Raw genomic sequence first — 20172 nt, forward strand, 5'->3', positions numbered from 1 at the left:
AATAATGCAACTCAATCCCTCTGAGATCAGCGAGCTGATCAAGAGCAGGATCCAGGGCCTTGAAGCGAGCGCAGACGTTCGCAACCAGGGCACCGTGATCTCCGTGACCGACGGTATCGTGCGTATCCACGGCCTGTCGGAAGTGATGCAGGGCGAAATGCTCGAATTCCCGGGCAACACCTTCGGTCTCGCACTGAACCTCGAGCGCGACTCGGTCGGCGCCGTGATTCTGGGTGAGTACGAACACATTTCGGAAGGCGACATCGTCAAGACGACGGGCCGCATTCTCGAAGTGCCGGTGGGTCCGGAACTGCTCGGCCGCGTGGTCGATGCACTGGGCAACCCGATCGACGGCAAGGGCCCGATCAACGCGAAGAAAACCGACGCAATCGAAAAGATTGCTCCGGGCGTGATCTGGCGTAAGTCGGTTTCGGAACCGGTCCAAACCGGTCTGAAGTCGATCGACGCGATGGTGCCGGTTGGCCGTGGCCAGCGCGAGCTGATCATTGGCGACCGCCAGTGCGGCAAGACCGCAGTCGCAGTCGACGCGATCATCAACCAGAAGGGCAAGAACCTCTTCTGTATCTACGTCGCGATCGGCCAGAAGGCTTCGTCGATCATGAACGTGGTGCGCAAGCTGGAAGAAACCGGCGCGCTGGAATACACGATCGTCGTGGCCGCTTCGGCTTCGGAATCGGCTGCGATGCAATACCTCGCACCGTACGCCGGCTGCACGATGGGCGAATACTTCCGCGACCGCGGTCAAGACGCGCTGATCGTTTATGACGATTTGACCAAGCAAGCTTGGGCGTACCGCCAGATCTCGCTGCTGCTGCGCCGCCCGCCGGGCCGCGAAGCTTACCCGGGCGACGTGTTCTATCTGCACTCGCGTCTGCTCGAACGTGCTGCTCGCGTCTCGGAAGAGTACGTCGAGAAGTTCACGAACGGCGAAGTGAAGGGCAAGAGCGGTTCGCTGACGGCACTGCCGGTCATTGAAACCCAAGCAGGCGACGTGACCGCATTCGTTCCGACGAACGTGATCTCGATTACCGACGGCCAGATCTTCCTGGAAACCGACCTCTTCAACGCAGGTATCCGCCCGGCAATTAACGCCGGCGTGTCGGTGTCGCGCGTCGGCGGTGCGGCTCAAACCAAGGTCGTGAAGAAGCTGTCGGGCGGTATCCGTACCGACCTGGCACAGTACCGTGAACTCGCAGCGTTCGCGCAGTTCGCCTCGGACCTCGACGAAGCTACCCGCAAGCAACTGGAGCGCGGCCGCCGCGTGACGGAACTGCTGAAGCAGCCGCAATATCAGCCGCTGCAAGTGTGGGAACTGGCTGTCGCGCTGTTCGCTGCGAACAACGGCTACCTCGACGATCTGGAAGTTTCGCAAGTACTGCCGTTCGAAAAGGGCCTGCGCGAACACCTGAAGTCGAGCCACGCTGACCTGGTCAAGCGCATTGAAGATACCAAGGAACTCTCGAAGGACGACGAAGCCCTGCTGCATACGGCTCTCAAAGACTTCAAGAAGTCCGGCGCTTATTGATCCGCAAGTGATTCACAAGGCATAAACGGGCCTTGAAGCGGTGCGGGCCGCAGGCAACTGAACCCGCGCTGCTTTGATCGCTTTGCATGGGACCCGAGTAAGCGCTGAAGCGCTAACTCGGGCCGACAAGGAGCAAGCAATGGCTGGAATGAAGGAAATTCGCGGCAAGATCAAGAGCGTGCAAAACACGCGCAAGATCACGAAAGCGATGGAGATGGTGGCCGCATCGAAGATGCGCCGCGCTCAGGAGCGCATGCGCGCTGCTCGCCCGTATGCCGACAAGGTCCGCGATATCGCTGCCCACATGAGCCGTGCGAACCCGGAGTATCGTCACCCGTTTATGGTGTCGAACGAAGGCGCGAAGACGGCCGGCATCATCCTCGTGACGACCGATAAAGGTTTGTGCGGCGGGATGAACACCAACGTGCTGCGCGCGTCGCTGCAAAAGTTCAAGGAACTGGAAGGCCAGGGTAAGACGATCGAAGCAACTGCGATCGGTACCAAGGGTCTGGGTTTCCTGAACCGTCTGCGCGCCAAGGTGGTGTCGAATGTCGTGCATCTGGGCGACACGCCGCATCTGGAAAAACTGATCGGCGCGGTGAAGGTGCAGCTCGACCTGTACTCGGAAGGCAAGGTTTCGGCGGTGTACCTCGCGTACACGCGCTTCGTCAATACGATGAAGCAGGAGCCGGTGATCGAGCAACTGCTGCCACTGTCGGCAGATCAGTTCGAGCGCAAGGACGAAGACGGCACGACGCCGAGCACGCAGTGGGACTACATCTACGAGCCGGATGCACAGGCCGTGGTGGACGAACTGCTGGTGCGTTATGTCGAAGCGCTGGTCTATCAGGCCGTCGCGGAAAACATGGCATCGGAGCAGTCGGCACGAATGGTCGCAATGAAGGCCGCTTCAGACAATGCGAAGACGGTCATCAACGAACTGCAGCTCGTGTACAACAAGAGCCGTCAGGCCGCGATCACGAAAGAACTGTCGGAAATCGTCGGTGGCGCAGCGGCAGTCTGACCATAACGGTCAAGCATGCCGCTTCGTGTGCGCCGGTATGGCGCACCCATCGAAACTGCGCCTTTGCGCGAGTGAAGAATTGAGTATCTAAAGGAAAAGCGATGAGTACTACTGCTTTGGTAGAAGGCAAGATCGTACAGTGCATCGGCGCGGTGATCGACGTGGAATTCCCGCGTTCGGACATGCCGAAGATTTACGACGCGCTCATTCTCGAAGGTTCGGAACTGACCCTCGAAGTTCAGCAGCAGCTGGGCGACGGCGTCGTTCGTACCATCTGTCTGGGTGCCTCGGACGGTCTGCGCCGCGGTACGACGGTGAAGAACACCGGCAAGCCGATCAGCGTGCCGGTTGGCAAGCCGACCCTCGGCCGGATCATGGACGTGCTGGGTCGCCCGATCGACGAAGCCGGCCCGATCAACTCGGACGTGGTTCGCGGCATTCACCAGAAGGCTCCGGCGTTCGACGAACTGTCGCCGTCGACGGAACTGCTCGAAACCGGCATCAAGGTTATCGATCTGATCTGCCCGTTCGCGAAGGGCGGTAAGGTTGGCCTGTTCGGTGGCGCCGGCGTGGGCAAGACCGTGAACATGATGGAACTGATCAACAACATCGCTAAGGAACACGGTGGTTACTCCGTGTTCGCTGGTGTTGGTGAGCGTACCCGTGAAGGGAACGACTTCTATCACGAAATGAAAGACTCGAACGTTCTCGACAAGGTCGCGCTGGTGTACGGCCAGATGAACGAGCCGCCGGGCAACCGTCTGCGCGTCGCGCTGACCGGTCTGACGATGGCTGAGCACTTCCGTGACGAAGGTCTGGACGTGCTGTTCTTCGTCGACAACATCTACCGTTTCACGCTGGCAGGCACGGAAGTGTCGGCACTGCTCGGCCGTATGCCGTCGGCAGTGGGCTATCAGCCTACTCTGGCTGAAGAAATGGGTAAGCTGCAAGAGCGTATTACGTCGACCAAGACCGGCTCGATCACGTCGGTGCAGGCCGTGTACGTCCCTGCGGATGACTTGACCGACCCGTCGCCGGCTACGACTTTCGGCCACTTGGACGCAACCGTCGTGTTGTCGCGTGACATCGCTTCGCTGGGTATCTACCCGGCAGTGGATCCGCTCGATTCGACCTCGCGTCAGATCGACCCGAACGTGATTGGCGAAGAGCACTACGCGATCACGCGTGGCGTGCAGCAAACGCTGCAGCGCTACAAGGAACTGCGCGACATTATCGCGATTCTGGGCATGGACGAACTGGCGCCGGAAGACAAGCTCGCCGTGGCGCGCGCTCGTAAGATCCAGCGTTTCCTGTCGCAGCCGTTCCACGTCGCTGAAGTGTTTACGGGTTCGCCGGGCAAGTACGTGCCGCTGAAAGAAACGATCCGTGGCTTCAAGATGATCGTTGAAGGCGAGTGCGACCATCTGCCGGAACAAGCGTTCTACATGGTCGGCACGATCGACGAAGCCTTCGAAAAGGCCAAGAAGATCCAGTAAAGGTCGGGTGTAACGAAGCGGGCGCCGGGCTCGCGTGTTTCGGTACTCAAGTGGTATCGGAACGCAAAACTGGCGCCTCTTACTACGCTCAACCTCGCCTTGCATGGGACGAGGGCAAGCGCTAAGGCGCTAACTCTCGTCGAGCTTTGCATGGGACCAGAGTAAGCGCCGAAGCGCTAACTCTGATCGCCACAGGAGTCGATATGGCAACCATTAAAGTAGACGTCGTCAGCGCGGAAGAGCAGATCTTCTCGGGCCAGGCGAAGTTCGTCGCGCTGCCGGGCGAAGCGGGTGAACTCGGTATTCTGCCGGGCCACACGCCGCTCATCACGCGGATTCGTCCGGGTGCGGTGCGCATCGAAGCTGAAAACGGTGAAGAAGAGTTTGTCTTCGTCGCCGGCGGGATCCTCGAAATCCAGCCGGGCGCAGTGACGGTTCTCGCCGACACGGCGATCCGCGGCAAGGATCTCGACGAAGCCAAGGCCGAAGATGCACGCAAGCGTGCCGAAGAAGCGCTGCAGAATACGGGTTCGAACCTCGAATACGCAACCGCGCAAGCGGAACTGGCGTATGCGACGGCTCAACTCGCTGCGATCCAGCGCCTGCGCAAGCTGCGTGGTCAGAACTAGGCATTACGCATCAGAGAAAAAGCAGCCTTTGTGGCTGCTTTTTTTTGACCTCTACTTGACGTTTACGGAAAGGTCAGCAAAATCACAGGTTCAGTCTGCAGGCTTTGAGCAGCCGTCACAGTCAGGGTTGCCGCAGAGGGGGCGGGTAACACTTGATGCCTTACGGACATAAGCCGGTGGCACAATCGGTTTCAAATTCATTTCAATAGACTGGGCGAGCTTCCGCTCACGGAGACAACACCATGGCAACGCACGTGTCAGGCGTAGGAGCACTCGTCGAACCCAAAGACAACCTGTCGTATGTTCGTGGGTCGACCGAGATTCCATTGAGTGAAGCGCCGCTCGGCCAATTTCTGCGCGACACCGCCGCGCGCTTCCCTGACCGTCCGGCCGTGGTATTTCGCGAGCAACGCATTCGCTGGACGTGGCGGGAGTTCGCCGAAGAAATCGACGTGCTGGCGTCCGGGCTGCTTGCGCTGGGGATCGTGAAGGGCGACCGGGTGGGCATCTGGTCGCCGAACCGTGTGGAATGGCTGTTGACGCAGTTCGCCACCGCGCGCATCGGCGCAGTGCTGGTCAATATCAATCCCGCTTATCGGCTCGCGGAACTCGAATACGCATTGAACAAAGTCGGCTGCAACGCGATTATCGCGGCCGAGCGCTTCAAGAGTTCGATGTACCTCGAGATGCTGCAGGAGCTCGCGCCGGAACTGGCGACTCAAAAGCCGGGCGAACTGCGCGCTGCTCGCTTGCCGGAGTTGCGCTACGTGATTCGCATGTGCGACACGGAAACGCCCGGCATGCTGACCTTCTCCGGCGTGATCGAGCAGGGCCGCGCGACACTCGACGTCGCGAAGCTCGACGCCATCGGCGCGACGCTGTCCTGTCACGAACCGATCAACATTCAGTTCACCAGCGGCACAACTGGCAATCCGAAGGGCGCGACGCTGACGCATAGCAACGTCGTCAACAATGCACGCTATATCGCAATGGCGATGCGGCTGACGGAGCAGGACGGTCTGTGCATTCCGGTTCCGCTTTATCACTGTTTCGGGATGGTGCTGGCGGTGCTGGCGTGCGTATCGGTCGGCGCGAATATGGTGTTCCCGGGGGAGGGCTTCGACCCGGCTGCAACGCTAGCGGCCGTCGCAGAAGAGCAGTGCACCGCACTGCACGGTGTGCCGACCATGTTCATCGCCGAACTCGATCATCCAGACTTTGCCACCTACGACTTTTCGCGTCTGCGCACGGGCATTATGGCTGGCTCGCCGTGCCCGATCGAGACCATGAAGAAGGTTGTCGCGCGCATGCACCTCAGCGAGATCACGATTGCCTATGGCATGACGGAAACGAGCCCGGTGTCCTTCCAGAGTTCAACGACCGATCCGCTCGACAAGCGCACCACGACGGTCGGCCGTATCCAGCCGCATCTGGAAGTGAAGATCGTCGATCCGCTCGGCAATATCGTGCCTGTCGGGGAAACCGGCGAACTGTGCACCAAGGGGTATTCGGTCATGCAAGGTTACTGGGCAGACGAGGCGAGGACGCGGGAAAGCATCGTCGACGGCTGGATGCATACCGGTGATCTGGCGACGCTCGATGCCGACGGCTACTGCAACATCGTTGGTCGTCTGAAGGACATGCTGATTCGCGGTGGGGAAAACATTTATCCGCGTGAGATTGAAGAGTTTCTGTTCCGCCATCCGAAGATCCAGAGCGTCCAGGTGTTTGGCGTGCCCGACAAGAAATACGGCGAGGAGGTGTGCGCGTGGATCGTATTGCGCTCAGGCGAGCAGGCCACGGCTGAAGAAATCCAGCAATTTTGCCAGGGCCAGATTGCTCACTACAAGGTGCCGAAGTACATCCGTTTCGTTGACGAATTGCCGATGACGGTAACGGGCAAAGTTCAGAAGTTCGTCATGCGTGATCGGATGATCAGCGAATTGAAGATTCAGGAAGACAAGACGGCCTGATGGGCGGGTATGCTGGTTCGGCGCCACGCGCAGATACGCGCGGCGCCGGCCAACATTTTGAGGAGAACCGTTTGCTAAAAAGGAGCTGTGAGCGGGAAACCGCACGGCTGGGAAATCGTTAAATCGACTCGCCAGCCAGCTCGCAAACGTTTGACCAGACGAAAAAAAAGCGGGCCTGGAGCCCGCTAAAAACCACACGCTACGGGGTTAGCGCGAGGAGACCAAAGATGGAACCAACTGAGACGACGACCCGGCGTCGACTACGGCCCCAGCAGGGATGCCCCTTCACAGGGCTTCGGCATACGCCGACCGGCAAGTGCATCGTATCCGCTCACACCACGCACCCAGCCACATCCGTGTTGAAACCGTTGAGGGCATTGTGGGCGAATTAACCTACAAGCGCGGTAACAAAGTGTTTCAGGTTGTAACGCCCGCCAGATAAGGCGTTGCAGGACTTATTTCCAATCCGGGACGTTTTAAACGTAATTTTTACCGATGACAGTTGCGCAATTTCATACGCCTGATTGATGCTACTCGCGACGCATATCGCGGCGTAATCCGTTCAGTCGATTCCGCATGAAATGGTTGCATGCTCAACTTTTTAGGACGGATCGGCTGTAATACAGGCAGTTTTCCGGCGTTACGAAACCGGCTTGTTCACGGGCTATCGCACACGCCGCGCTGCAACATTTCACACACGCAGGAAAGACAAGCAGGGGACCGGTTCGCTGGCCCCTGCTCAAGTGGATTGTTCGAGTTTTGTTTAACAGGCCGAAGGCTGGTTACAGGATTGTGTCAGCCATGCGGACCTATTAATCGATCAATCAGTCTGGCCTTTCCGATCGGGTGGGACGCAGACTGCATCCCACTCCAGCTATTTCAGCCATCTGTCCGAGATTGCCTGATACTCGCCGGTCGCTCGAGCAAGATGTAGCCATTGATCGACGTACTGCTGGAACGCCACATCGCCGCGCGGCAGCAACCAGGCCTTCTCGCCATACTGGAAAGGCTTGTCCGGATGCACCGAGCAAAGACCTGGATTCAGCTTTTGCTGCAGCAAGGTTTCCGACGCGTCCGTCACCATGACGTCGGCCTTGCCGGCGAGGATCTGTTTGAAAACGGTCACATTGTCTGGATAGACGGTCAGGTTCGCATGCGGGAAATACTGCCTGGCGAAACGCTCGTTGGTTCCGCCCGGATTGACGATCACACGGGTCGCCGGCTGATCGATCTGCGCTACCGTCTGGTACTTGTTCACGTCGTCGCACCGGACGATCGGGGTTTTGCCGTCGATCATGTACGCCTGCGTGAAGAACGCTCGCTTCTGGCGCTCGAGCGTGGGCGAAACACCGCCTACGCCGATGTCGCATTTCGCGACGAAGTCGTTCATCAGGTTCGGCCACGACGTCTTGACGAATTCCGCCTTCACGCCGAGTGATTTGGCGAGCGACTCCGCCATGTCGATATCGATGCCTTCAAACTGGCCGTCTGCCTTGTAAAACGAGTACGGTTTGTAGTCCCCGGTCGTACAGGCGCGCAGCGTGCCGCGCGCGAGGATTTCGTCGAGCCGGGAGGGCGCCGCTGCCGCTGCAGTACTGCTGGTCTGCGCCTCAACCACGCCTGCGTGCATCAAAACACCGGTCAAAACGCCGAGCAGTGCGAGTGCTGCCTTGTTCATCGAATCTCCTTGGTTATGCGTAATTGTTTGGTAAGGCCGTTGGATGATAGCCCGGCAATTTGTGCTTGAACATTGGCCGTTCAGCTGAGTCATGGCGCCGCACGCGGCGGCGAATCAGCCGACCGCAACTACGGTGCGCGAGCGTTATTGCCCGCATCAAGCACGATAGGGTGAGCCGGGTCCGGTAAAATGCCCCTTTGCCTTCGGTCGTACGCAACGTGGCCCATAAACTCCTGAACGACACTTTCCTGCGCGCGCTGCTGCGCCAGCCGACCGACTACACGCCGATCTGGCTGATGAGGCAGGCCGGTCGCTATCTGCCGGAATACAACGCCACACGGGCTCGTGCGGGCAGTTTCCTCGGTCTGGCGAAGAACCCGGCGTACGCAACCGAGGTGACGCTGCAGCCGCTCGAGCGCTATCCGCTCGACGCCGCGATCCTGTTCTCCGACATCCTGACGGTGCCTGACGCCATGGGCCTAGGTCTCGAATTCGTCGCCGGCGAGGGGCCGAAATTCGCCCGGCCGGTGCGAACCGAAGACGACGTGGCGCGCCTTGCTGTGCCGGATATCGATGCCACGCTGCGCTACGTGACCGACGCGGTACGCGAAATTCGCACTGCGCTCACCGACACGCAAGGCCGTCAGCGCGTGCCGCTGATCGGGTTTTCCGGCAGCCCGTGGACCTTGGCGTGCTACATGGTCGAAGGTAGCGGGTCGGCGGATTTCCGTACCGTCAAATCGATGTTGTACGCGCGCCCGGACCTGATGCACCGTATTCTCGACGTCAACGCGAAGTCGGTTGCGGCGTACCTGAATGCGCAGATCGAAGCCGGCGCGCAAGCCGTGATGATTTTCGACACGTGGGGCGGAGCGCTTGCAGACGGTGTCTACCAACGCTTCTCGCTGCAGTACATCCAGCAGGTCGTGAGCCAGTTGAAGCGCGATCACGACGGCGAAAAAGTGCCGGTCATCACCTTCACAAAGGGTGGTGGTTTGTGGCTCGACGAGATCGCCAATACTGGCGTGGATGCGGTCGGTCTCGACTGGACCGTGAATCTGAGCCGGGCCCGCGAGCGCGTGGGGAGCAAGGTGGCGCTGCAAGGCAATATCGACCCCTCGGTGCTGTTTGCGCCGCCGGCTTCGATTCGCATGGAAGCGCGCGCGGTGCTCGATAGTTTCGGCAATCATCCTGGCCACGTTTTCAACCTCGGCCACGGCATTTCGCAGTTCACGCCGCCGGAGAATGTCGCCGAACTCGTCGACGAAGTCCATCGTCATAGCCGCGCGATTCGCAGCGGCGCACATGCACCAACCTGATGCCGTAATCGTTGTCATTTTTGTTGCGACGCAGCGAACTGGGCTCTCGGCCTAAGGGAATATTTGTAGTGGGCGGGCCGTCAGATGGCGGTCCCACGAAAGTCAAGACTTGACTTATGCACATTGATCACGCTGCGGCGCGGTAGAAGCTTTCGTCGTGCCCTAGCCCTTGCACATTGCGGGCACATTTGATCTAAGCCTTGTCTGGCAAGGGTTTCAGGGACCCACGACAAAATGTGTCAAATCCCACAGAAGGCCGCTGGGGCGCGGTTCCTAGCCCATCTGAACGAAGTTCTCAACAAAGTTATCCACAGGCACGCGGGCCGATTGCAATTGTTCAGCCGAATCCAAAACTTAGCGCGGAAATTGAAGTTTTACTTTAACTTCGACGGATTCGCCGCGTGCTCAATGCACGCGGTGACGCGGCGTCGTGCCGCATCCATTCCCCTGGCTTACACCACCGCGTGAGTGACGTTTTCGTCCGCGTCGCGCTGGATCATCCACTGCCGACTTTGTTCGACTACCGCTGCGACACGCCCGAACGTGTCGCGCCGGGCATGCTGGTGAGCGTGCCGTTCGGCAAGCGTCACGTGGTGGGGCTGGTGTGCGAAGTGACCGCTCACAGTGACGTGCCGGCGGACCGCCTGCGGACGGTCGCCGTTGTCTGTACGGCCTGCCCGCCGGTGTCGGCCGAATGGCTGGCGCTCACGGCCTTCGCTGCCGACTACTATCAACGCGGCCTCGGCGAAGTGGCACTGCCCGCTTTGCCGCAAGCCCTGCGTGATGCCTCGCGCTGGTCGCGCCTTTTCGCGCCGGAAGAGCGTTACAGCCTGACGGCGGAAGGCCGCGCCGCGTTGCCGGAAACATTGCCCGCGCGCGCGAGCGCGCTGCGCAAGCTTGCCTCCGCTCTCGCCGAGGTGGAATTTCTGATCGCTGCCGACGCTCGCGCGCTTCATCCCAAGGCCATTGCAAGCCTGGATGCATGGCAGGCCGAAGGGTGGGTGGCGCTGGAAACGATCGAAGCCGCCGAGGTGCTCGCCACCGCTGCATCGCCGGATACGCCGGCACCCGCGTTGCCCACGCTGACGGACGAACAGGCGAGCGCTGTCGAAGCGATCCGCGACGCGGACGGCTTCGCACCGTTTCTGCTGCATGGCGTGACGGGCAGCGGCAAAACCGAGGTGTATCTGCGTGCGCTCGCCGAGATTCTGGCGGCGAAGCCTGACGCCCAGGCACTCGTCCTCGTCCCTGAAATCAATCTGACGCCGCAGTTCGAGTCGGCCTTCCGTGCGCGCTTTGCCGCCCTCGACGGCACGTCGATCGTCACGTTGCACAGCGGCCTCGCGGAAGGCGAACGGGCCCGCAACTGGTTTGCCGCGCACACGGGGCGCGCCCGCATTGTGCTCGGCACGCGGCTCGCGGTGCTCGCCTCGCTGCCGAAACTCGCGATCATCGTCGTCGATGAGGAACACGATCCCGCTTATAAGCAGCAGGAAGGCCTGCGCTACTCGGCGCGCGATCTGGCGATCTATCGCGCCAAACAACTCGCGTTGCCGGTTGTGCTCGGCTCGGCCACGCCGTCGCTGGAAAGCTGGTGGCAGGCTGATCAGGGGCGCTATCAGCGGCTTACCTTGTCGCGCCGCGCGGTCGCCACGGCCGTTCTGCCAACCGTCAAGCTGATCGATCTGGAAGAAGAGCGCCGGCGCGGGCGGGCTTCGGTGGAAGGCCTGTCCGGGCCTTTGATCGCGGCGCTGAAGGCTCGGCTCGAGCGCGGCGAGCAAAGTCTCGTGTTTCTCAACCGGCGCGGTTACGCGCCGCAACTCGCCTGCGATGCCTGCGGCTGGGTGGCAGGCTGCCCGCGTTGCAGCGCCTACGTCGTGTTGCACAAACCCGAGCGCGCGCTGCGCTGCCACCATTGCGGCTGGGAGTCGCGCATTCCGCGCTCGTGCCCCGAGTGCGGCAATGTCGACATCGCGCCGATGGGGCGTGGCACCCAGCGCGTCGAAGAAACGCTGGCGAGCGCGGTGCCTGGCGCCCGCGTGCTGCGTATCGACGCCGATAGCACGCGCCGCAAAGGCAGCGCGCAGGCGCTGTTTTCCGACGTCCACGCAGGCGAGGTCGATATCCTCGTCGGCACGCAGATGATCGCGAAGGGCCACGACTTCCAGCGGGTGTCGCTGGTTGGCGTGCTGAACGCCGACACTGCCTTGTTTTCACATGACTTCCGCGCCAGCGAACGGCTTTTCGCGCAATTGATGCAAGTGAGCGGCCGTGCCGGCCGCGCCGGTTTGCCGGGCGAAGTGCTGGTGCAGACGCGCTATCCGCGCCATGCGCTGTACCACGCGCTGGGGCGGCATGATTACGTCGGCTTTGCCAATTCGACGCTGGGCGAACGGCGCGACGCTCATCTGCCGCCGTTCGTCTATCAGGCTTTGCTGCGCGCCGAAGGCCGCACGCTCGAAGCCGCGCTTGCCTTCCTGCAACAGGCCGCTGCCGCGTTGACCGAGATCCCGGCCGCAGGGCGCGTGACGGTCTATGACGCCGTGCCGCTCACCATCGTCAAGGTGATGCACGTGCATCGCGCGCAATTGCTGATCGAAAGCGCGTCGCGAGCCGCGCTGCAGGCCACGTTGCACGCGTGGCAGCCGATGCTGCGCGGCGTGAAAGGCGTGCTGCGCTGGAACCTCGAAGTCGACCCGCTCGACATCTGAAGTCGGTCACCGCGCCGTCCCCGGCGTTGCTCGTTACTCCTTTGAGTCATATTCATAGAGCGAATGGTCGTTTCGTTTTGCGTCTCCGCTCGCCTATATTTCGCCGAATCGGCGCATCGTTAAGCAAAACTCAAACATTCCCGCGCCGATGCAACTCAACTCACTCGGGGCATGACGATGAGCGATACCAATCAAACACTGCCGACCGGCGCGGCGCCCGGCAAACACCGCAGCGACCAAAGCGCGCACGGCGGCGGTCTCTTCTCCACCGAAGACTGGTGGGCCGTCTGGATCGGCCTGCTGGTGATCGTGATTGCCTGGGCGCTGTTCGCCTCCGGCAGCAGCATCAAGTGGCTGGCGGTAGCGCCGGCCAAATGGTCGAGCGTGGCGCAAGCTGCGCAGGACATCGGCAAGCATCTGCCGAATTATGTCGCGCTGTTCATCGTGTTCGCGGTGCTGTTCGGCGTCAGTCTTGCCGCGTTGAAGCAACGGGTCGGCGCATTCTTCGCGTCATTTCTGATCCTGTTCGTCGCATCGGCACTGATCTTCACGCTGGGCGCGTGGGTCAACGCGTCGAAGTACAACCTCGAGCCGCCGCTGGTGGCGCTGGCGCTGGGTCTCCTGATTTCCAATCTGTTCACGTTGCCCGAATGGTTCTCGGCGGGCTTGCGCGTGGAGTTTTACATCAAGGTCGGCATCGTGCTACTCGGCGCGACGCTGCCGTTCACCTTGCTGGTCTGGGCGGGACCGGTCGCTGTCGGGCAGGCGACCATCGTCTCGCTCGTGACCTTCTTCGTGATCTTCTTTGCCGGCAAGGCGCTCGGCCTCGACCGGCGGTTTGCGGCCGTGCTGGGGGTGGGTGGCGCGGTGTGCGGCGTCTCGGCGGCGATCGCGATTGCCGGCGCGGTGCGGGCCAGGCGCGAACAGGCGTCGGTGGCGATTACGCTGGTCGTGTTGTGGGCGATCGTGATGATCTTCGTGCTGCCGTTCGCATCGCGCTCGCTAGGCTTATCGACGGCGGTCGCCGGTGCATGGATCGGCACCTCTGAATTCGCCGACGCCGCGGGCATTGCCGCCGCGCAAGCCTACGGCGACTTCGCGAAGCATGCGGGCGGTGTGATTGCCGGCGCGCCCGAAGCGTCGCTGCAGGCGTTCACGCTGATGAAGGTCGTTGGCCGTGACATCTGGATCGGGATCTGGGCATTCGTGCTGGCGATTGTCGCCACGACACGCTGGGAGTCGCAGGACAGCGGCGTTCAAGCCAAGGCCAATGCGGGTGAAATCTGGGCGCGCTTTCCGAAATTCGTGATCGGTTTCGTAATCGCATCCGCACTGGTGACGTGGATCGCGAGCCACTACTCGTTGGCCGATTACCGCGAGGTCGTCACGCCCGAATTCGTCGCGCCGATCACCGCGCTGCGCACGTGGGCGTTCACGTTCTGTTTCCTGAGCATTGGGTTGACCACCCGTCTGCGCGCGCTTTCAGCCACCGGCGTGAAGCCGTTCCTGGCTTTTACGGCCGGGGTAGTGGTCAATATCGCCATCGGCTACGCGCTGTCCGCGCACGTGTTCGCACCGTACTGGAATAGCTTGGGGCAGGGCTCGTAATGAGCGAAGCCGTCCGCATCGCCGGCACGGCCCACGCACGCGGAGACGCGTGCGTGGCGCGCTGTGCACGCTGCCGGTATCGCGCCGAGGATCGGCATTCATTGGAGCAGAGCATTGCTGGCCTCGCCGTGTTCAGTTCCGGGTTTGGCGCGAGCGTGGCAGACAGCCGGCTTTGCCGTCTGCATGACCAGCTCGTTTCGCCTGACGACACCTGCGCCCGGTTCGAGCCGATCCCGCATCACTGACGCGCGCGTCTGCGGGGTCGCCGGTTGAAGAGCCGGGCGACGCGCATTCACAACTCGCTGTGTTAATCGCGGCCTCAATCGAGATATCAATCGCGATATCAATCGAGACCGGCCTCGCTTTGTCTAGCGCGAGTCGCCGGATTCAGCCGTTCAATCGTTCGCTGCGGCCCGTGCATCGCCCGCCGATGCGCGCGATGCCGGACGCGCGCGCCCCTCGGCGCCCGTGCGTTTGCCCGAACCGCCCGTCGCGCCACGGATGAACAGCACCGCGCACATTGCGCACATCGCCCAGATGCCTAATACGACCAACCACTTTTCCATTTCACCAGTCCTCTCAAACCCCGTACCGCTTTTTATGTGCGTGCCGTGAGGCCGCAACCATCCATGTTCTGTATAACGGCGCGCAGAGCAATCTGATAAGGGTAAAAGCGAAAAGAATCACGCCAGGGAAAGTACCAATCGCAACCGCCGTCGCCACGCGCGGCGCCATCCGGCGCAAACCCCCACCACACAAGGCTTTCACGAAGGTGCAACCATGCGCGATGCATGGTTGCACCTTTTTATTGGGAGGCGTACGATTCGCTCAACTTTTAGTCTCTCACCGGCGATACCCAGCGATGTCGTCTGGTATCCGAAGAAGGAAACATGGCTAGCACCACCCTTGGCGTCAAGGTCGACGACCTCCTGCGTTCCCGGCTGAAAGATGCCGCCACCCGCCTCGAACGCACTCCGCACTGGCTGATCAAGCAGGCGATCTTCGCATACCTCGAAAAGATCGAGCATGGACAATTGCCTCCGGAATTGTCAGGCCACACCGGCTCGGCCGATCTGGCTGATGGCGCCGCGGTGGAGCAAGACGAAGACAGCGCGTCGCATCCGTTCCTCGAATTCGCGCAAAACGTGCAGCCACAGTCGGTGCTGCGCGCGGCGATTACCGCTGCGTACCGCCGTCCCGAGCCGGAATGCGTGCCGTTCCTGCTCGGTCAGGCGCGTTTGCCGGCCAATCTCGCGGGCGACGTGCAGGGCATGGCGCACAAGCTGGTCGAGACGCTGCGTAGCAAGAGCAAGGGTGGTGGCGTCGAAGGGCTGATCCACGAATTCTCGTTGTCGAGCCAGGAAGGCGTGGCGCTGATGTGCCTTGCCGAAGCGCTGCTGCGTATTCCCGATCGCGCCACCCGTGATGCGTTGATCCGCGACAAGATCAGCAAGGGCGACTGGAAATCGCACGTCGGCCAGGCGCCGTCGCTGTTCGTCAACGCCGCGACGTGGGGCCTGATGATCACTGGCAAGCTGGTGACGACCAATAGCGAAACGGGTCTGTCGTCGGCGCTTACGCGCCTGATCGGCAAGGGCGGCGAGCCGCTGATCCGTAAGGGCGTGGATATGGCGATGCGCCTGATGGGCGAACAGTTCGTCACCGGCGAGAACATCTCCGAAGCGCTGGCCAACAGCCGCAAGTACGAAGCGCGCGGCTTCCGCTACTCGTACGACATGCTCGGCGAAGCGGCCACCACCGAAGCCGACGCGCAACGTTACTACGCGTCGTACGAACAGGCGATCCACGCAATCGGCAAGGCCGCCGGCGGCCGCGGCATTTACGAAGGCCCGGGCATCTCGATCAAGCTGTCGGCGTTGCACGCCCGCTATTCGCGTTCGCAGCAGGAACGCACGATGAGCGAACTGCTGCCGCGCGTGCGCTCGCTGGCGATTCTCGCGCGCCGTTACGACATCGGCCTGAACATCGACGCGGAAGAAGCCGATCGCCTCGAAATCTCGCTCGATTTGCTCGAAGCGCTGTGCTTCGACCCGGAACTGGCCGGCTGGAACGGCATCGGTTTCGTGGTGCAGGCGTACCAGAAGCGCTGCCCGTTCGTGATCGACTACCTGATCGATCTGGCGCGCCGTAGCCGTCACCGCATCATGGTTCGCCTCGTGAAGGGCGCGTACTGGGATACCGAAATCAAGCGTGCGCAAGTGGATGGCCTCGAAGGCTATCCGGTCTACACGCGCAAGATCTACACCGACGTGTCGTACGTCGCCTGCGCGAAAAAGCTGCTCGCCGCGCCGGACGCGGTTTATCCGCAGTTCGCCACGCACAACGCGCACACGCTGTCGGCGATCTATCACCTCGCGGGCAATAACTACTACCCCGGCCAGTACGAATTCCAGTGCCTGCACGGCATGGGCGAGCCGCTGTACGAAGAGGTCACCGGCCGCGACAAGCTGAACCGTCCGTGCCGCGTGTACGCACCAGTCGGCACGCATGAAACGCTGCTCGCGTACCTCGTGCGCCGTCTGCTGGAAAACGGCGCGAACACGTCGTTCGTGAACCGTATCGCCGACGAAAACGTCGCGATCAAAGACCTGATCGCCGACCCGGTCGACGAAGCCTCGAAGATCATGCCGCTCGGCGCGCCGCACGCGAAGATTCCGCTGCCGCGCAATCTGTTTGGGGCAGAGCGCCTCAATTCGATGGGCCTCGATCTGTCGAACGAACATCGTCTGGCGTCGCTCTCGTCGGCGTTGCTGGCGAGCGCGCATCACCCGTGGCGCGCCGCGCCGATGCTGGAAGACAACGAGATCGCCGTGGGCGTCGCACGTGACGTGCGCAACCCGGCCGATCATCGTGACCTCGTCGGCACGGTTGTCGAAGCGACCTCGGAACATGTGAGCGCGGCATTGGCGCACGCGGTTGCCGCCGCACCGATCTGGCAAGCCACGCCGGTCGATGCCCGTGCCGACTGCCTCGCACGAGCCGCCGATCTGCTCGAAGCGCAGATGCATACGCTGATGGGTCTCGTGGTGCGGGAAGCCGGCAAGTCGCTGGCGAATGCGGTCGCGGAAATTCGCGAGGCGATCGATTTCCTGCGCTACTACTCGACGCAGATCCGCAACGAATTCTCTAACGACACGCATCGCCCGCTCGGTCCGGTGGTCTGTATCAGCCCGTGGAATTTCCCGCTGGCGATTTTCATGGGCCAGGTCGCCGCGGCGCTCGCAGCCGGTAACACCGTGCTCGCGAAGCCGGCCGAACAGACGCCGCTGATCGCCGCGCAAGCCGTGCGTATCCTGCGCGAGGCCGGCGTGCCGGCGGGCGCGGTCCAACTGCTGCCGGGCGACGGCGAAACGGTCGGCGCTGCGCTGGTGGCCGATCCGCGCACCCGTGCGGTGATGTTCACCGGTTCGACCGAAGTCGCGCGTCTGATCAACAGGACGCTCTCGAACCGCCTCGACCCGGAAGGCAAGCCGATCCCGCTGATCGCCGAAACGGGCGGTCAGAACGCGATGATCGTCGATTCGTCGGCGCTTGCTGAACAGGTGGTGGCGGACGTGTTGCAGTCGTCGTTCGATTCCGCCGGTCAACGGTGTTCCGCGTTGCGCGTTCTTTGTCTGCAAGAAGACGTTGCGGACCGCACGCTGGAAATGCTAACGGGCGCGATGCGTGAACTGTCAGTGGGTAATCCGGATCGCCTGTCGATCGACGTCGGCCCGGTGATCGACCTCGATGCAAAACGCGGTATCGACGCGCACGTCGCGGCGATGCGCGAGAAAGGCCGCAAGATCGAGCAACTGCCGATGCCGGAAGGCGGCGCGCAAGGCACGTTTGTTCCGCCGACGCTGATCGAACTCGACAGCATCGACGAATTGAAACGTGAAGTGTTCGGCCCGGTGCTGCATGTGGTGCGTTACCGCCGCAGCCAGCTCGACAAACTGCTCGAACAGATCCGCACGACCGGTTACGGCCTGACGCTCGGCATCCATACGCGGATCGACGAAACCATCGGCCACGTGATCAGCCGCGCGCATGTCGGCAACATCTACGTGAACCGCAACGTGATCGGCGCGGTGGTGGGGGTTCAGCCGTTCGGTGGCGAAGGTTTGTCGGGTACGGGTCCGAAAGCAGGTGGCGCGCTGTATCTGCAGCGCTTGTTGGCGACGCGTCCGGCGGGGTTGCCGAAGTCGCTGGCGCAGTCGCTGGTCGCGGATGTACCGCAAGCCGGCCCGAACGGGGATAATCGCGGCGACAATCCGTCCGCGGCCTTGACGGCGCTGCGCGATTGGCTGATCGGCGAACAACAGCCGGTGCTGGCCGCACGGTGTGACGGTTATCTGTCGCATGTGCCGGCGGGCGCTACTGCGGTATTGTCGGGCCCCACGGGCGAGCGCAACACGTACACGCTCGGCGCACGCGGCACGGTGCTGTGTATCGCCTCGACGGCAAGCGGTGCGCGCGTGCAGTTAGCCGCGGCGCTGGCTACGGGAAATCGCGCGTTGTTCGAAGGCGCGGCTGGGGAACAATTGGTGTCGCAATTGCCTGCCGCGTTGAAGGCCCACGCAAGCGTGAAGAAGAGTGCCGATACGCCGTTCGACGCGGTGCTGTTCGAAGGCGATAGCGACGAACTGCTGGCGCTGGTGAAGGAAGTCGCGAAGCGTCCGGGGCCGATCGTTTCGGTGCAAGGCGTCGCGGCGCGCGCGCTGGAAAGCGGCGATGAAGACTATGCGCTCGAGCGTCTGTTGACGGAACGCTCGGTCAGTGTGAATACGGCAGCAGCAGGCGGTAATGCGAATTTGATGACGATCGGTTGAGCGAACCTCATTGATCCTTTTCAAAAAAACGGAAGCGGTACGGCGACCCCGAAAAACCGCTCCATCCACACCTGGTACCAAGGAGAAGCTATGCAACACAAGATGACAAAGCTGGCAGGCGCAGCACTGGTTGCGGCAATGTCGCTGGCGGGGACGGCCAACGCTCAATCGACCGAAGACGTGAAGATCGGTTTTGCCGGTCCGATGACGGGCGCACAGGCGCACTACGGCAAGGACTTCCAGAACGGCATCACGCTGGCTGTGGAAGACATGAACGCCACCAAGCCGATGATCGGCGGCAAGCAGGTTCGCTTCGTGCTGGATTCGGCCGACGACCAGGCTGACCCGCGCACCGGCACGACCGTTGCACAAAAGCTGGTGGATGACGGCATCAAGGGCATGCTTGGCCACTTCAATTCGGGCACCACGATTCCGGCTTCGCGCATCTACGCGAACGCGGGCATCCCCGAAATCGCCATGGCAACGGCGCCTGAGTACACGCAACAAGGCTTCAAGACCACGTTCCGCATGATGACGTCCGACACGCAGCAAGGTTCGGTCGCCGGCACGTTCGCGGTGAAGACTTTGGGCGTGAAGAAGATCGCGATCGTCGACGACCGCACCGCTTACGGCCAAGGTCTGGCTGATCAGTTCGAAAAGGCTGCGAAGGCTGCTGGCGGCACGATTGTCGATCGTGAATACACGAACGACAAGGCTGTCGACTTCAAGTCGATCCTGACCAAGCTGAAGTCGGTGCAACCGGACCTGATCTATTACGGCGGCGCGGATTCGCAAGCGGCACCGATGGTCAAGCAGATGAAGGCACTGGGCATCAAGGCACCGCTGATGGGCGGCGAAATGGTCCACACGCCGACGTTCATCCAGATCGCGGGTGACGCAGCGAACGGCACGGTGGCATCGCTCGCCGGCCTGCCGCTGGAAGAAATGCCGGGCGGTAAGGACTACGTCGCGAAGTACAAGAAGCGCTTCAACGAAGACGTGCAAACGTACTCGCCGTACGCGTACGACGGTGCAATGGCCATGTTCGACGCAATGAAGAAGGCTAACTCGACCGATCCGGCCAAGTACCTGCCGCTGCTCGCGAAGACCTCGATGCCGGCAGTGACGGCAGCGAACCTTGCGTACGACGGCAAGGGCGACCTGAAGAACGGCGGCATCACGCTGTATAAGGTTGTCGACGGCAAGTGGACGACGCTGCAAAGCGTGGGCGGGAAGTAAGCGGTTTTTCGCCATGAGTCTGTGAGGATCGCGCGCGGTTTCCGCCTGATGCTCACTGGCTCACTGCACAAAAAAGCCCTTCGGTTCGAACCGAAGGGCTTTTTCTTTGATGCTTCG

At 61.7% G+C, this 20172-nt stretch carries 13 protein-coding genes; 11 read left to right on the forward strand and 2 right to left on the reverse strand.

Annotated features, from left to right (window positions below):
• The first annotated feature begins 4 nt into the window (after positions 1-4).
• The 5 genes from atpA (at position 5) to PQR67_RS29855 (ending at position 6668) form a co-directional block, all read left to right on the forward strand.
• A complete protein-coding gene (atpA, locus tag PQR67_RS29835) occupies positions 5-1546 on the forward strand; it encodes a F0F1 ATP synthase subunit alpha (protein ID WP_408466414.1) in 1542 nt (513 codons plus the stop codon).
• Positions 1547-1685: 139 nt separating this feature from the next.
• Complete coding sequence (atpG, locus tag PQR67_RS29840) at positions 1686-2570, forward strand: F0F1 ATP synthase subunit gamma (protein WP_115781412.1); 885 nt, start codon at positions 1686-1688, stop codon at positions 2568-2570.
• Between the two features lie 101 nt (positions 2571-2671).
• Entirely contained in the window at positions 2672-4066 is a 1395-nt protein-coding gene (gene atpD / locus PQR67_RS29845) for a F0F1 ATP synthase subunit beta (protein WP_074281813.1), read from the forward strand.
• 203 nt (positions 4067-4269) lie between these two features.
• Positions 4270-4695: a F0F1 ATP synthase subunit epsilon gene (locus PQR67_RS29850; RefSeq protein ID WP_012434800.1), complete on the forward strand. Its 426-nt coding sequence runs from the start codon at positions 4270-4272 to the stop codon at positions 4693-4695.
• 242 nt (positions 4696-4937) lie between these two features.
• A complete protein-coding gene (locus PQR67_RS29855; RefSeq protein WP_408466415.1) occupies positions 4938-6668 on the forward strand; it encodes an AMP-binding protein in 1731 nt (576 codons plus the stop codon).
• An 874-nt stretch (positions 6669-7542) separates the two neighbouring features.
• Here PQR67_RS29855 and PQR67_RS29860 read toward each other — a convergent pair.
• Entirely contained in the window at positions 7543-8346 is an 804-nt protein-coding gene (locus PQR67_RS29860; RefSeq protein WP_408466416.1) for a transporter substrate-binding domain-containing protein, read from the reverse strand.
• Positions 8347-8564: 218 nt separating this feature from the next.
• On the opposite strand from PQR67_RS29860, the gene hemE reads away from it, so the two are divergent.
• The 4 genes from hemE to PQR67_RS29880 all read left to right on the forward strand — a co-directional run bounded on the left by hemE (position 8565) and on the right by PQR67_RS29880 (position 14229).
• The gene (hemE, locus tag PQR67_RS29865) at positions 8565-9665 is read left to right on the forward strand and encodes a uroporphyrinogen decarboxylase (RefSeq protein WP_408466417.1); all 1101 of its coding nucleotides are present in this window, start codon (positions 8565-8567) and stop codon (positions 9663-9665) included.
• A 464-nt stretch (positions 9666-10129) separates the two neighbouring features.
• Positions 10130-12376, forward strand: coding sequence for a primosomal protein N' (locus tag PQR67_RS29870; protein ID WP_408466418.1), 2247 nt, complete (start codon positions 10130-10132; stop codon positions 12374-12376).
• Positions 12377-12553: 177 nt separating this feature from the next.
• Positions 12554-13984, forward strand: coding sequence for a YeiH family protein (locus tag PQR67_RS29875; protein WP_408466419.1), 1431 nt, complete (start codon positions 12554-12556; stop codon positions 13982-13984).
• Positions 13984-14229, forward strand: a complete 246-nt coding sequence (locus tag PQR67_RS29880) for a hypothetical protein (protein ID WP_408466420.1) — start codon at positions 13984-13986, stop codon at positions 14227-14229. Before PQR67_RS29875 ends, PQR67_RS29880 begins: the two co-directional genes overlap by 1 nt.
• 150 nt (positions 14230-14379) lie before the next feature.
• Here PQR67_RS29880 and PQR67_RS29885 read toward each other — a convergent pair whose 3' ends face one another.
• The gene (locus PQR67_RS29885; protein WP_408466421.1) at positions 14380-14550 is read right to left on the reverse strand and encodes a hypothetical protein; all 171 of its coding nucleotides are present in this window, start codon (positions 14548-14550) and stop codon (positions 14380-14382) included.
• Positions 14551-14874: 324 nt separating this feature from the next.
• Here PQR67_RS29885 and putA point away from each other — a divergent pair, with 324 nt between their 5' ends.
• A complete protein-coding gene (gene putA / locus PQR67_RS29890) occupies positions 14875-18816 on the forward strand; it encodes a trifunctional transcriptional regulator/proline dehydrogenase/L-glutamate gamma-semialdehyde dehydrogenase (RefSeq protein ID WP_408466422.1) in 3942 nt (1313 codons plus the stop codon).
• 90 nt (positions 18817-18906) lie between these two features.
• The gene (locus PQR67_RS29895; protein WP_408466423.1) at positions 18907-20055 is read left to right on the forward strand and encodes a branched-chain amino acid ABC transporter substrate-binding protein; all 1149 of its coding nucleotides are present in this window, start codon (positions 18907-18909) and stop codon (positions 20053-20055) included.
• The last annotated feature ends 117 nt before the right edge of the window (positions 20056-20172 follow it).

The organism is Paraburkholderia fungorum (genome assembly GCF_046026025.1).
Classification (GTDB): domain Bacteria; phylum Pseudomonadota; class Gammaproteobacteria; order Burkholderiales; family Burkholderiaceae; genus Paraburkholderia; species Paraburkholderia fungorum_E.

What these genes read in the sequence shown, in the direction of transcription:
- atpA (WP_408466414.1), top strand. Translation starts at nt 5, where the DNA reads ATGCAACTCAATCCCTCTGAGATCAGCGAGCTGATCAAGAGCAGGATC.
- atpG (WP_115781412.1), top strand. Translation starts at nt 1,686, where the DNA reads ATGGCTGGAATGAAGGAAATTCGCGGCAAGATCAAGAGCGTGCAAAAC.
- atpD (WP_074281813.1), top strand. Translation starts at nt 2,672, where the DNA reads ATGAGTACTACTGCTTTGGTAGAAGGCAAGATCGTACAGTGCATCGGC.
- PQR67_RS29850 (WP_012434800.1), top strand. Translation starts at nt 4,270, where the DNA reads ATGGCAACCATTAAAGTAGACGTCGTCAGCGCGGAAGAGCAGATCTTC.
- PQR67_RS29855 (WP_408466415.1), top strand. Translation starts at nt 4,938, where the DNA reads ATGGCAACGCACGTGTCAGGCGTAGGAGCACTCGTCGAACCCAAAGAC.
- PQR67_RS29860 (WP_408466416.1), bottom strand. Translation starts at nt 8,346, where the DNA reads ATGAACAAGGCAGCACTCGCACTGCTCGGCGTTTTGACCGGTGTTTTG.
- PQR67_RS29875 (WP_408466419.1), top strand. Translation starts at nt 12,554, where the DNA reads ATGAGCGATACCAATCAAACACTGCCGACCGGCGCGGCGCCCGGCAAA.
- PQR67_RS29880 (WP_408466420.1), top strand. Translation starts at nt 13,984, where the DNA reads ATGAGCGAAGCCGTCCGCATCGCCGGCACGGCCCACGCACGCGGAGAC.
- PQR67_RS29885 (WP_408466421.1), bottom strand. Translation starts at nt 14,550, where the DNA reads ATGGAAAAGTGGTTGGTCGTATTAGGCATCTGGGCGATGTGCGCAATG.
- putA (WP_408466422.1), top strand. Translation starts at nt 14,875, where the DNA reads ATGGCTAGCACCACCCTTGGCGTCAAGGTCGACGACCTCCTGCGTTCC.
- PQR67_RS29895 (WP_408466423.1), top strand. Translation starts at nt 18,907, where the DNA reads ATGCAACACAAGATGACAAAGCTGGCAGGCGCAGCACTGGTTGCGGCA.